This is a genomic window from Shewanella sp. SNU WT4 (assembly GCF_006494715.1).
In the GTDB taxonomy this organism is placed as follows: Bacteria; Pseudomonadota; Gammaproteobacteria; order Enterobacterales; family Shewanellaceae; genus Shewanella.
The window spans coordinates 3,820,271-3,833,399 of record NZ_CP041151.1; the positions used below are offsets into that span (position 1 = coordinate 3,820,271).

General features: G+C 47.5%; 11 protein-coding genes. 8 read left to right on the forward strand and 3 right to left on the reverse strand.

The annotated features are described in order from the left end of the window. Positions 1–10: 10 nt before the first annotated feature. The 3 genes from hrpB to pepB all read right to left on the reverse strand — a co-directional run bounded on the left by hrpB (position 11) and on the right by pepB (position 6,276). Positions 11–2,509, reverse strand: coding sequence for an ATP-dependent helicase HrpB (hrpB, locus tag FJQ87_RS17205; protein ID WP_240778772.1), 2,499 nt, complete (start codon positions 2,507–2,509; stop codon positions 11–13). Positions 2,510–2,597: 88 nt separating this feature from the next. Beyond that, a complete protein-coding gene (locus FJQ87_RS17210) occupies positions 2,598–4,793 on the reverse strand; it encodes an EAL domain-containing protein (RefSeq protein WP_140933670.1) in 2,196 nt (731 codons plus the stop codon). Positions 4,794–4,986: 193 nt separating this feature from the next. Then, entirely contained in the window at positions 4,987–6,276 is a 1,290-nt protein-coding gene (gene pepB / locus FJQ87_RS17215; RefSeq protein ID WP_140933672.1) for an aminopeptidase PepB, read from the reverse strand. Positions 6,277–6,379: 103 nt separating this feature from the next. Here pepB and sfsA point away from each other — a divergent pair, with 103 nt between their 5' ends. The 8 genes from sfsA (at position 6,380) to FJQ87_RS17255 (ending at position 13,039) form a co-directional block, all read left to right on the forward strand. Beyond that, complete coding sequence (gene sfsA, locus FJQ87_RS17220) at positions 6,380–7,084, forward strand: DNA/RNA nuclease SfsA (RefSeq protein ID WP_140933674.1); 705 nt, start codon at positions 6,380–6,382, stop codon at positions 7,082–7,084. Between the two features lie 170 nt (positions 7,085–7,254). Then, positions 7,255–7,698, forward strand: coding sequence for an RNA polymerase-binding protein DksA (gene dksA, locus FJQ87_RS17225; protein ID WP_140933675.1), 444 nt, complete (start codon positions 7,255–7,257; stop codon positions 7,696–7,698). Between the two features lie 47 nt (positions 7,699–7,745). Then, positions 7,746–8,612 (forward strand): tRNA glutamyl-Q(34) synthetase GluQRS, encoded by an 867-nt coding sequence (gene gluQRS / locus FJQ87_RS17230; protein WP_140933676.1) that lies wholly within the window; start codon positions 7,746–7,748, stop codon positions 8,610–8,612. A gap of 212 nt (positions 8,613–8,824) precedes the next feature. Continuing rightward, the gene (gene pcnB / locus FJQ87_RS17235) at positions 8,825–10,126 is read left to right on the forward strand and encodes a polynucleotide adenylyltransferase PcnB (RefSeq protein WP_140934189.1); all 1,302 of its coding nucleotides are present in this window, start codon (positions 8,825–8,827) and stop codon (positions 10,124–10,126) included. Further along, a complete protein-coding gene (folK, locus tag FJQ87_RS17240) occupies positions 10,123–10,602 on the forward strand; it encodes a 2-amino-4-hydroxy-6-hydroxymethyldihydropteridine diphosphokinase (RefSeq protein WP_140933677.1) in 480 nt (159 codons plus the stop codon). The genes pcnB and folK overlap by 4 nt, the downstream gene beginning before the upstream one ends. A 74-nt stretch (positions 10,603–10,676) precedes the next feature. After that, positions 10,677–11,471: a 3-methyl-2-oxobutanoate hydroxymethyltransferase gene (gene panB, locus FJQ87_RS17245; RefSeq protein WP_140933678.1), complete on the forward strand. Its 795-nt coding sequence runs from the start codon at positions 10,677–10,679 to the stop codon at positions 11,469–11,471. Between the two features lie 9 nt (positions 11,472–11,480). Further along, positions 11,481–12,329 carry a pantoate--beta-alanine ligase gene (panC, locus tag FJQ87_RS17250; RefSeq protein WP_140933679.1) on the forward strand — a complete coding sequence of 283 codons (849 nt, stop codon included), beginning with the start codon at positions 11,481–11,483 and terminating at the stop codon, positions 12,327–12,329. Between the two features lie 203 nt (positions 12,330–12,532). Then, on the forward strand, positions 12,533–13,039 hold the full coding sequence (locus tag FJQ87_RS17255; protein WP_140933681.1) for a DUF4124 domain-containing protein: 507 nt from the start codon (positions 12,533–12,535) through the stop codon (positions 13,037–13,039). Positions 13,040–13,129 lie beyond the last annotated feature (90 nt).

Genomic DNA, 13,129 nt, shown 5'->3' on the forward strand with positions numbered 1-13,129 from the left:
TAAATTGTCATTAACTCTTTTTGGCCGCTAGCTCTTGGGTGCGCTTTTTGGTGTGTTTAGTGGGCTCACTGTCTTGGGGGTTATCTGGCCATAAATGCTTGGGGTAGCGCCCCTTCATTTCTTTTTTCACTTCCACATAAGGCCCTGCCCAAAAACTAGCAAGATCTTGAGTTAAGGCTAAAGGCCGTCTTGCTGGAGAGAGTAATTCCATAGTCACAGTAAGCTCACCATTAGCCACTTTTGGGCTAGCGGCTAACCCTAAGGCTTCTTGTAGACGCACGCTTAATAAGGCGCGGCCCGCATCATCATAACGTATGGGCGCGCGGCTGCCGGTCGCCATCTTCCATGACACAGGTAAATAGTTATCTAGGTTAGTAAGCAGCGGCCAAGGCAGAGCGCCATGCAACATAGCTAACACATCAAGCTTAGCGAGCTGCGCCACACTATTGATATTAATCAGATAAGGAGCAAGCCAAGTATCAAGACTTGCCATTAAGGCGCTATCACTAAAATCTGGCCAAGAATGATTAGTATCCTTGTGGCGCGCAATCGCAAGGCGCAGTTGTAACTGCTTCACATCATCGGTGATGGTTAAAAGATTCACCCCCTTACGGGCAATTTGCTGCAACAAGGCTTGCTGCACCATAGCGGGATCAAAGGTGGTTAAGGCTTGCTCGCGCCATAACACTTGGCCGATGCGCCACTCGTTTTTACCGCTAACCCTTTGGGTATTATCATCAAAACCTAGCAATGAATGGCGCGTCACTAAATGCGCGAGCGCATCGTTAAAATGGGCGGGATCTAAAGGGCTCGCTAAATATACCCGCCCCGCCGCTTGCCCTTGATGCAACTGAAAATCAGCCACCACTAACCAAGCTTGCTGCGACAGCGCGGCGCAGTCCACTGTTACCCCAGTGCCATTGGCCAGTAAAAAACCATCACTAGAGCGGCGTTTAGCAATGCGATCGGGAAAGGCTAAAGCCAGTAATAAACCGATATCAGAAGGATGCGCGGCCAAGGCCGCCTTGGCAAAATCACCACCAACGCCAAGCTTAGTGAGCCACTTACCCGCTTGCTGCAATAATGGCCCTGATTGCGCTACGCCTAAATAATCAAAAATATCTGCGCCTTTATTAGGTAAGCCGCGCGCCTCAATAATGCTTGCCAGCAAGCAAGCTAAGGCCAGCAAATGCGGCTGCGATTGCGCAAGCGTTACTGATGCCAGCAGCATGTGCGCAAGCCTTGGATCGCAGCCTAAACTGTGGGCTTGTCGCCCTAAGGGAGTGAGTTTGCGCTGGCTATCCACTAAGGTTAAGTCTTGCAGTAACTGCCACGCCTGCGCTTCATGCACGCTTGGCGGCGGCGTTAATAAAGGCAAATCAGTTAATTGACGCACGCCCCAGAGGCTGGCGTCCAGCGCCATAGCGGTGAGATCGGCATGCAAAATACTGGGATCTTCAGCAAGCGCTTGACGATCAAAAGTTTCAGCGGGCCATAAACGCACGCACCAACCCGCGGCGGTTCGACCGGCGCGGCCACTGCGCTGCACGGCAGACGTCTGACTAATGCGGTTAAGTCGCAATAAATTAACCCCAGATCGCGGCTGATAGCTGGCTTGCCTATGCCAGCCGCTATCAACCACCATAGTGACGCCTGGGATAGTCAAACTCGATTCGGCGACATTAGTCGCTAGCACCACTTTTACCCGCCCTTGGCTATCTTCAGCCAGCGCTAAATCTTGGGCAGCCGGAGACATGGCGCCATATAAAGGCGTAACTAAAAATTGGCGGCTATCTAAGCGATCGTTAAGGTACTGCTGTAACTTATTGATTTCACCTTTACCCGGCAAAAATGCCAACAAATTACCTGCCAGAGGCGGCGCGCTAAGTAGCTCAGTGATAGTGCTCCCCATATGGGTCAGCCAATCGGCAGCGGTTTTAGGCGCTTGATAACTAATAGAAACGGGATAACTGCGCCCTTGGGATTGTATATGGGGCGCATCTGGCATCAGCTCATTTAAAGGTAAACCTGTTAAGGTGGCTGACATCGCCAAAATTCGTAGATCTTCGCGCACACTGGCCTGCACTTCTAAGGCTAATGCGAGGGAGAGATCGGTCGTAAGATGACGTTCATGGATTTCATCGAAAATCACCACATCAACCCCAGTTAACTCGGGATCGGCTTGGATCATGCGGGTTAGCACGCCTTCAGTCACAATTTCGAGGCGAGTGTTGCGACCCACTTTAGTTTCACCACGCACCCTAAAACCGACCTCATCGCCAACGCTTTGCTTACGTTGCTTGGCAATAAAATGGGCTATCGATCGCGCCGCTACTCGCCTTGGTTCCAACATTATGATCCGGCCAGTAATTTCAGGCCAATCCAACATAGCCAAAGGCAAAGCCGTGGACTTACCCGCGCCAGTCGAGGCTTCTAGAATAACTTGAGTGGATTCGTTAAGCGCCTTGCGCAGGGCAGGCAAAAGATCATGAATAGGAAGATGTGACAAAATCGCGACTTTTTTAACTGAGATTGGCCTCAGTGTACTCATTCTCAGGCGCAGATGCTACGCGGCGAATGCTACGCGCTATTGGCGATTAGCCATAGGCTTGCTTAGGGTTGATGAGTGAGCTTAGCGGCATAGGTTTAGCAAAATGATAACCTTGGCCATAATCCACGCCAATTTCAGTCAACAGGTTACTGATATTTTGATCTTCCACAAATTCACCTATGGTTAAAAAATGCATGTCTTGGCCAAGTTGACGTATGGCGCGCACAATCGCTTGATCATCTTTACTGCTGCAAAGATGTTTTACAAACTGCCCATCGATTTTGACTACATCTAAATCCCAGCGTTTAAGATAAGCAAAGCTTGAAAAGCCAGCGCCAAAATCATCGAGGGCTAACTTACAGCCATACTGGCGCACCATAATAATAAAGTCGCTGGCAAGCTCTAACTGGCTCACGGCCGCAGTTTCTGTGATTTCAAAACAGAGCTTAGAGGCGTACTGTGGGCAAGATTGCAGCTTTAACTCCAGCCATTGTAAAAAGCCTCTATCCCCTAAGGAGGTGGCGGATAAGTTCACCGACACCATATTTAACCCATCCCAAATCTGGCTATTGTTTTCAGCCCATTGCAACAAGTGATCAACCACCCAAGTATCAACCTTGGCCGCTAAGTTATAGCGCTCGGCTGCAGGTAAAAACGTATCAGGGGATAGCATCTTGCCATCGGCCGCCGATAAACGCAGTAATATTTCTAAATGCAGGCCGGCTTCTAAGCCTTGCAACGGGATAATTGGCTGAAAAAACAACTCGAAATTATCCCGATTTAATGCTGATAGAATATCGGTACTCGCCAGCATTTCATTGTGAAGCTTGTTCATTCTGGGGTCATGATTATCATAAAAATGCCAACCATTACGGCCTAATTCTTTAGCTAGGCTACAAGCGGCATCTGCATGACTCATCACTTGGTAAATATCGGGATCAGTGCGATCAATTTTCGCCAACCCCATACTAATGCTGACGCTATGCTGCCGCCCTTGCCAGCTAAACTCATGACTTGAAACCTGCTGACAAATGCGTGACGCAATTAAACTTGCTGACTCGCTATTGGCTTGGTGCATTAAAATAGCAAACTCATCACCACCAATACGGGCAAGTATGTCGCCGCGGCGAATCAACTGCTTAAGACGCATAGCTACCTGACACAAGAGCTTATCCCCTGCCATATGGCCACTGATATTATTCACAACTTGGAACTGATCTAAATCCAAAAAAGCCACGCAAGCGGGAGCCGATCCCTCTTCACGCATCACTTGCCCTAAGGAAGTTTCAAAGTAACAGCGATTAGGTAAACCAGTTAAGGCATCATAATTGGCCTGAAACGATAATTCAGCCGCCAATCTATGTTGCTCACTAATATCTTCGGCTAACAGCACGATAGAATCTGGCCAGCTTTGCATGCGGCTGAAATTCAAGCGTTGCCAACTTTGGCGCAGTGAGGTGTGATTGGTCTTATTGATTTTGAACGCCACCTCACACCAAGACTGATGCAAGATACCATCGCGCACCATGTTAATGGCTTCAGTTAATACCGCTTTATCATCATCATGCAGCAAGCTGGTTAAGTCTTGCCCCTCAAAGACGCCTAGGCTGTGGCGCGCCACTTGATTGAGTAAAGACAAGCGATTTTGGTTATCAACCACAGCGCACGCCAGCGGTAGCTGATTAAATAGCATCTGGTATTTATGTTCGCTGGCTAGCAAGGCATTGGCAATGCGTGTCAACTCTAAGGCAGACGATATCAAGGTTTGGGTATGATTAAGTTCTTGAATGAAACTGTCAGACCATGGCCGCGCCTTGCGACTCACAGCGCCCAATGCCAGCTTAGTGCTACCAAAACTGATGGGAGATAAGACTAATAAGGATTGTACTTGCCACTTTTTAAGCAGCATCTTTTCTTGGCGGGCCAGTGCCGGCAAGAAATTAACATCAGGGATTAATACTTGTTCGCCAGCGCGAATAAGTTCTCTAAAATAATTTAATCGAGCCAATGGCCAATCACGGCCCAGCATACCTTCTGAGTGCTTAGTGTATAAATGATGAGGGCGTAATCTATGCAGGCCATTTTGATTAGGCAAACCAAGCACAAACACCCCATCGCAATCTAATTGCTCGGTAATGGCTTGCAATGCCTTGTCGACATTTTGCTGGAGTGTCGCGCTGGGGCTGTGACTAAAAATGTCTTTCAGCACCTGCTGTAATAGTTGTCCTTGCATACTTTCCATGAACAATATCTATAAAAGTCCTTTTGGATAAGCATAGTCTTTAAAAATGTATTTGCACTTTTAACCTTGGATTAAATAGGGAAAATAATCATGTAGCTATGGCATGTTTAAGCTGCAAATGTGGCTTGCAAGCCACATTGTCTCGCTCAATATTACCCAAGGCGAATGCTTCGCCTTGGGTGTATAACTGCGCCTATTGCTTAAGTAGCTCAGCCACTGTCAACACGCCATGAGCGGTAGCGCCCGCAGAATTAAGTGTCGTCGCTGAATCTTCAAAGGCCGCAGCCAAATCCATATGTAACCACTGGCAATCTGGAGAGACAAAACGCCACAAGAAACCCGCGGCATTAGAAGCGCCGCCCGCACCGCCACCTTTTATTGGCCGGCTATTAGCGGTATCAGCGTAGGCTGATGGACACATGTCCTTATGCCAAGGGGCTAATGGCAAGGGCCACACTTGCTCATCCACTTGCGCGGCTTTTTGTTGTGTCAGACTAAGTAATTCAGTGTGCGGTGAAAAGATAGCGTTATAGCTGCGACCAAGTGCCATCACGGCTGCGCCGGTTAACGTAGCGGCATCTATCACTAATTTAGCGCCAGATTCACAGGCCGCTTGTAAACCATCGGCCAGCACTAAACGGCCTTCAGCGTCAGTATTAACCACTTCTACACTCACGCCATTTTTATAGGTAAGAATATCGCCAAGCTTATAGGCGCCGCCGCTGATTAAGTTCTCGGCGCAGCATAAGTACAACTTAACTCTTTGCTTCAAACCGCGGCTAATGGCAAGGCCTAAGGCCGCAGTCACAGTCGCCGCGCCGCCCATGTCGCACTTCATGGTCAGCATGCCTTCTGATGGCTTAATGCTGTAACCGCCAGAATCAAAGGTAATGCCTTTACCCACAAGCGCCACAGCAACTGGGGCATCTTCAGCCAGCGGATTATAATCTAGCTCAAGCAAAGCGGGCGCTCTAACGCTGCCACGGCCAACGGCGTGAATCCCAATCCAGCCATGCTCTAATAAAGCCTCGCCTTCAATAATGCGATAAGTCACTTGCTTGGGAGCTAACTCAGTAAGCCAGTTAGCCGCGCTTTGCGCTAATACTAACGGCGAGAGATTCTCAGGGGTTTCATTAACCAGCTGCCGCGCAAAACCAGTGCAAGCCGCGCGCAGTTTAAGTTCACTAATGTCGCTTTCTGAACCCGTCCATGTCAGTTCATAATCATTTTTAGCGCAATAATAGCCTTGGCCAAAACGCCATTGCTGCTCGAGTGACCAAGCGCCCGCTAAGGCCACTTGATTTATCCCTAAAGTGCGCAGTTTTCGCGCCGCTTTTTGAATTTGGCGCAGTTCATCACCGCTCGCTAGATGTATGGTGGCTGTGGGCGTTTTAGCATCGGCGCCAAAGGTTACATCGGCCTTCCCCCAAGAAGACGGCACGGGATCGCGACTTAAACTGACCTGCATGGTAACTACTTGCATAACATATCCTTCGTTGTTGCTTGTGATTGTCTGGTACTCTAACTTGCTCGCGGCGCTAATGCCACCTACCCTAGCTGACATCTTTTATTGATAATTATCCCCTATGCATTTTTCTCCGCCATTGCAATCAGGCCGCCTGATTAAACGCTACAAACGCTTTTTAACTGACGTCAAACTCGATGACGGCAGTGAAATCACAATTCATTGCCCCAATACTGGCTCAATGAAAAACTGCCTATTTGAAAATGAAGTGCTGTGGTATTCGTTATCAGATAATCCCAAGCGTAAATACCCTGGCACCTTTGAAGTCATGACCACGCCTCAAGGCCACTTAATTGGCTTAAATACTACCCGCGCCAATGCGTTAGCAGAAGAAGCGATACAGCAAGGCGTGATTAGTGAACTAAGTGGCTACAGCCGCTGCCAGCGCGAAGTGAAATATGGGGATGAAAATAGCCGCATTGATTTACTGCTCACTGGCCCAGATAAAGCCGATTGCTACATTGAAGTTAAAAGCTGCACTTTATTAGAACAAGAATGGGGATACTTTCCCGATGCTGTCACCACGCGCGGCCAAAAGCATCTGCGCGAATTAATGGCCATGACACAAATAGGTCATAGAGCCGTGTTACTGTTTGTTATTCAGCACACAGGTATTAGCCAAATGCGCGCCGCAGAACATATTGACCCGCTTTACTGTCAACTGCTGCGCCAAGCCATTGCCATGGGGGTTGAGGTCATTGCTTATGGTGTCAATATTTCCGCCACGGAAATCACTCTTAGCCATAAGTGTCGATTTGAAAATTAATCAGTCACCTTTTTAGTGATAAAATTTGAAATTCCTTGAATTAAAGGACATAGTCAAATAATTGATACAAGGGAATGTAAAAAAATTGCCTCCGTGTAAAGATTCTGATATAGATAGCGGCCGTTAAAATACCGACGCCCCACGACGCAAAAGATTACAGGAGATGCGTTATGCCTGAAGGCACTAAAAAACTCGGCGTTCTCGCTATCGCAGGTGTAGAACCCTACCAGGAAAAACCTGGTGAAGAGTACATGAACTCTGCTCAACTGGGCCATTTCAGGAAGATCCTCGAAGCTTGGCGTAATCAGCTGCGCGAAGAAGTGGACCGTACTCTGAACCATATGCAGGATGAAGCCGCAAACTTCCCCGATCCCGTTGACCGAGCAGCTCAAGAAGAAGAGTTTAGCTTAGAGTTACGTGCCCGCGATCGTGAGCGTAAGCTGATCAAAAAGATTGAAAAGACACTTCAGAAAATTGAAGAAGATGATTTTGGTTTCTGTGATACCTGCGGTATCGAAATCGGAATTCGTCGTCTAGAAGCTCGTCCAACTGCCGATCAATGTATCGACTGTAAGACGCTGGCTGAAATCAAAGAAAAGCAAATGGCCGGTTAATTCTGTCCTCATTTACGGGAGCTTAAGCTCCCGTAAAATATTGAACTGTGAAAAATATTCATTATCGTGGCCGTTTCGCGCCCTCTCCTTCTGGTGCCTTACATTTTGGTTCTTTAGTCGCTGCCCTAGGCAGTTATTTGCGTGCCCGTCATTTAGGTGGCCAATGGTTAGTGCGCATTGAAGATATTGACCCCCCGCGTGAAGTACCAGGCGCCGCTGATGACATACTGCGAACCTTAGAAGCCTTTGGCTTACATTGGGATGGCGCAGTGGTTTACCAAAGCCAATGTTTAGCTAACTATCAAGCCCAAATCGATACTTGGTTAGCACAAGGCCATGCCTATTACTGCCAATGCAGTCGCCAGCAAATTCGCACCATGGGCGGCATCTATGATGGCCGCTGCCAGAGTCAACATAAGCAGCATGGCGCTATTCGATGGCACAATGACCAAGGTTGTCAGCAGTTTAATGACCAACTACAAGGCCATGTGGCTACCGACCATGCTTTTGCTCAAGAAGATTTTATTATTCGTCGCAGTGACGGCTTGTACGCCTATCAGTTAGCCGTAGTGATGGATGATATTACTGCAGGAATTACAGAAGTAGTGCGCGGCGCTGATTTACTTGAAGCCACAGTGCGGCAAATCAGTTTATACCAAGCATTAGATGCCAAAGTGCCTGACTGGCTACATTTGCCCTTAGCTTGCCAGCAGCCTGGCAGTAAGCTTTCCAAGCAAAATCATGCTACGCCAGTGGATAAACAGCATCCCCATGCCGCATTCAGTGCAGCATTAGCGTTTTTAGGTCAAACTCCAGTGACAATGACTGGTAATATAGGCGATATGCTAGCAGAAGCTGTGGCTCAATTTGATCTTGAGGCGATTCCTAAGCAAAAGGAAATTCTCCTGTGTTAGTCAGAGTGCGTGAATATACTCAAATCTTGTCAGATGTTATATCATAGCGCCTGATCTTACCCTTTACCCAGACAGTGACGAGGTGTCCCATTTTTCGCCGTATTAGTCAATTCTGTAAACAGCTATTTGCGCCTTCCAAGGTGACAATGACAGAACCAGCCCAGCCGACTTCAGTGTTGGCATCAGCGCCTGCAGGCCTAAGCAAGCAAATCGTGTCTCGCGATGGCCATACTATTTCTCGCAAACAAATCAGTGAGAATGCTCTTAAGGTGTTGTATCGCTTAAATAGATCTGGCTATCAGGCCTATCTAGTTGGCGGCGGCGTGCGTGACATTCTGCTGGGATTAGCCCCTAAAGATTTTGACGTTGTGACCAATGCGACGCCTGAGGAAATCAAAAAACTCTTTCGTAATTGTCGTTTAGTTGGCCGCCGTTTTCGTCTGGCGCACATAGTCTTCGGTCGTGATGTGATTGAAGTGGCGACCTTTCGTGGTCACCATGAAGATGGCGATGACAAAACCTCGAAAGCCAATGCTACTGGCCGACTGCTAAGAGATAACGTCTATGGCAATATCGATGAAGATGCTGAGCGCCGCGACTTTACTGTGAATGCCCTGTATTACAATATCGCCGATTACTCTATCCATAGCTATGGTGGCGGTATTGACGATCTTGAACGCGGTCAGCTGAAACTGATTGGCGATCCGCAAAAGCGCTACCGTGAAGATCCAGTGCGTATGCTAAGAGCCGTGCGTTTTGCCACTAAATTGTCTATGACTATCGACAAGCCTGCGGCCGACCCAATTCCTGAATTAGCGCATTTACTCGGCGATATTCCTGCCGCGCGCATGTATGAAGAAGTATTAAAACTCTTCTTCTCTGGCCAAGCGAAAGCCACTTATTTAATGATGCAAGAATACGGCTTATTCACGCCGTTATTCCCAGCCTTAGATAAGCTGCTGAAAGAATATCCGAAAGGCCCAGCCTGCAAGATGGTTGAGTTAGTGATGGCTAATACCGATACTCGCATACAAGAAGAAAAGAGTGTGACTCCAGCCTTCTTCTATGCAGCCTTGCTTTGGTATCCATTAGCCCAGCGCGGTGATGATATTGCCTTAGAAAGTGGCTTGCCTAAGTACGATGCTTACTTTGCCGCCATGGGCGACATTATTGAAGATCAGTGCCGCACTATTAGCATTCCGCGTCGCTTTACTGCGCCAGCCAGAGACATTTGGCAAATGCAGTTACGCTTTGAGCGCAGCCTGAATACTCGCGCCTTTAAGCTGATGGAAAATCCAAAGTTCCGCGCAGCTTATGACTTATTGTTACTGCGCGGCGCCGCCGAAGGCGGTCAAGTGGCTAAGACAGCCACTTGGTGGCAAGAATTTGTCGATAGCGATGAAGAGCAAAGATTACAACTGGCTAAAGGCGGTAATCGCGAAGGTGGCAATACTCGTAGTCGCAATACTAAGCGTCGCAAAAAGCCAAGAAAACCTAAGGCCGATAGCGAGTGAATCGAGTCTATATCGCCCTAGGCGCTAATCTTGATGAGCCACAGCAACAATTAGCCGACGCGTGCTTAGCTTTACAGCAAATAGCCGCGCCGGACAGTTTTACGGTGGCAAGTCTGTATCGCTCTAAGCCGATGGGCGATGTAGTGCAGCCTGACTATATCAATACAGTCGCAAGCTTTGATACGAGTCTTGCGCCACTGGCCTTGCTTGATGCGCTGCAACACATTGAATTACAGCAAGGTCGTCAACGCTTAGAGCGTTGGGGGCCGCGCACCTTAGATTTAGATATCTTGCTCTATGGTCAACTCACTATGGCCAGTGAGCGTCTTACCATACCCCATTACGGCATGCATCAGCGCAGCTTTGTGCTAGTCCCATTATTTGAATTAGCCCCTGAACTCATCTTGCCAAACGGCGTGAGCTTAGCCTCATTGCTCACCCCTCAATATCAATCAGAACTCGAAAAACTCGACTGACTAAGATTGCCCTAGCGTTGGCAATCGCTTATAACAACCAAACTGAGTGTGCCAACATAGGGAAATCGACAACAATGTCAAAAGTCACCACCTCCAGTCTGCAAAAATTTAAGCAAGAAGGCCGCAAATTTACGGCCCTGACCGCCTATGATGCGAGCTTTGCCGCCGCCTTTGATGCCGAAGGCGTCGATGTATTATTGGTCGGTGATTCATTAGGTATGGTGCTGCAAGGACACAGCGACACTTTACCTGTGACAGTGGCTGATATTGCCTATCACACCCGCTGCGCCGCCCGCGGTGCCAAGCGTGCATTGCTAATAGCCGACATGCCTTTCATGAGTTATGCCACAACCGAGCAAACCATGCACAATGCTGCCTTGCTGATGCAAGCGGGTGCCAACATGGTTAAGGTTGAAGGCGGCGAATGGTTATTGCCATCGGTAACCAGCCTCACTGAGCGCGGCATTCCTGTGTGTGGACATCTTGGCTTAACGCCGCAATCTGTGCATGTGTTTGGCGGCTTTAAAGTCCAAGGACGTGATGAGAATAATAGTCAGCGCATATTGCGTGAAGCCAAAGCGCTGCAAGCTGCTGGCGCGCAATTGTTAGTGCTCGAATGTATTCCCGCCAAACTTGCCAAGCAAATCACTGAAGCCCTTAGCATTCCAGTTATCGGCATAGGCGCAGGCAAAGACACTGACGGCCAAATCCTAGTGATGCATGATGTGTTAGGCATTTCTAGCGGTTATATTCCGCGTTTCTCTAAAAACTACTTACAACAAAGTGGCGATATTCGCGCTGCGGTTCGAAGCTATATTGACGAAGTAACCGCTGGCACCTTTCCTAGTGAAGAGCATACCTTTAATTAAGGCAGTACTATGATTTGCTTAGACAATATCCAGCAGTTACGTCAACAAATCCGCACTTGGCGCCAGCAAGGTTTAACCATAGCTATGGTGCCGACTATGGGCAACTTACATCAAGGTCATTTACATTTAGTGACCTCAGCGCTTGCCCGCGCCGATAAAGTGGTAGTGTCGATTTTTGTTAATCCCATGCAATTTGGCGTTAACGAAGATTTAGATGCCTACCCACGAACCTTAAGCGCAGATACTCAAGCCTTAACGGCTGTTGGCGCCGATTTACTATTTACCCCACAAGTGTCAACCATGTACCCAAGGGGGTTAGCAGCGCAAACTGTGGTTGATGTGCCAGGCATTAGTGAAGCTTGGTGCGGCGCCAGTCGCCCAGGGCATTTTCGCGGCGTTGCGACTGTGGTTGCTAAGCTATTTAACTTAGTGCAGCCCGATATAGCCTTATTTGGCAATAAGGACTATCAGCAATTACAAGTCATTAAGACCATGGTGGCCGACCTATGCTTACCCATTGAAATTGTTGGCATTAACACTCAAAGAGCAGAGTCTGGCTTAGCATTAAGCTCGCGTAATGGCTATTTGACCGCCGAGCAAATGCAACTAGCTCCACAATTAAAGCAAGGGCTAGATAAGCTAGAACAGGCGGTTATTCAAGGGCTGGATATAGATAACGCCATTGCCAACACTTTGCAGCAATGGCAAGCATTGGGCTTTAAGCCCGATTATTTGGCCGTGTGTAATGCTAGCAATTTACGCCCAGCAGAGCCTACTGATAAACACTTAGTGATTTTAGCCGCCGCTTACTTAGGTAAGACTCGGCTTATTGATAATCTCGAGTTTACTCGCGACTAAATCGAAACTAATTCAAGCCCAGCTCAAGCCTTTGGCTATGTATTCAAACACATATTTAGCCATGAGGCTTAGCCCTTACTAGGTTAAAAAGCTGGTATTACTCAATATCATCACGCATAATGTTAATCGACAGTTAAATGTTGTGATAAGCGCTCTAGTTTGACGCCTGTAATATCAGTAGCTAAAAAAGGATTTTAAGCAAAATGATCGCTCCCAGACTGAGCTTATTGACTATTGTTGCTATTGGACTAATAAGTTCATCTAGTCACGGAGCGATTTATAAATGCATTAAAGAAGGCAAAGTCATCTTTTCGCAAACCACCTGCCCGAATGATTTCCGTCAGCACGAAATTGAATTCCAACTCGGTTTTACCAAAGTCACAGACAGCGACAAACTTAAGCAACCTAAAGATCCTCTGCTGGTGCTGCTTAATCAACAAACCTTATCGAAAGATAAATTACTGCAATTAGTCGATGATGAAGTATTTAGGCTTAAACAAGAAATTGCCTATTACAAAATTCTTAAACGCAGTGAACTCCAAAAACTCGAACGGCACCGCTTTTGGCAGAAACAAGAAAAGACCCACCCGGAATACGTGAAGGCTCAAGCTCAGTTAGAAAATCATTTCAATGAATTAACGACTGAAAACCAAACTGCCATAGAACAATTGTTAGAGCATAAAAACTCTATTGTTGAAAATCCTAACTAAGGATAATCCTCTCTTTTTCATACACCTTAAATTGATATTTAATTTTCATGACTATACTGAACTTAGGAACAATAGTGTTACAGGGATAGT

Excerpts from the sequence above, each read along its gene's own strand:
- panB (WP_140933678.1), top strand. The coding sequence starts at position 10,677 with ATGTCAAAAGTCACCACCTCCAGTCTGCAAAAATTTAAGCAAGAAGGC.
- panC (WP_140933679.1), top strand. The coding sequence starts at position 11,481 with ATGATTTGCTTAGACAATATCCAGCAGTTACGTCAACAAATCCGCACT.
- pepB (WP_140933672.1), bottom strand. The coding sequence starts at position 6,276 with ATGCAAGTAGTTACCATGCAGGTCAGTTTAAGTCGCGATCCCGTGCCG.
- sfsA (WP_140933674.1), top strand. The coding sequence starts at position 6,380 with ATGCATTTTTCTCCGCCATTGCAATCAGGCCGCCTGATTAAACGCTAC.
- dksA (WP_140933675.1), top strand. The coding sequence starts at position 7,255 with ATGCCTGAAGGCACTAAAAAACTCGGCGTTCTCGCTATCGCAGGTGTA.
- FJQ87_RS17255 (WP_140933681.1), top strand. The coding sequence starts at position 12,533 with ATGATCGCTCCCAGACTGAGCTTATTGACTATTGTTGCTATTGGACTA.
- FJQ87_RS17210 (WP_140933670.1), bottom strand. The coding sequence starts at position 4,793 with ATGGAAAGTATGCAAGGACAACTATTACAGCAGGTGCTGAAAGACATT.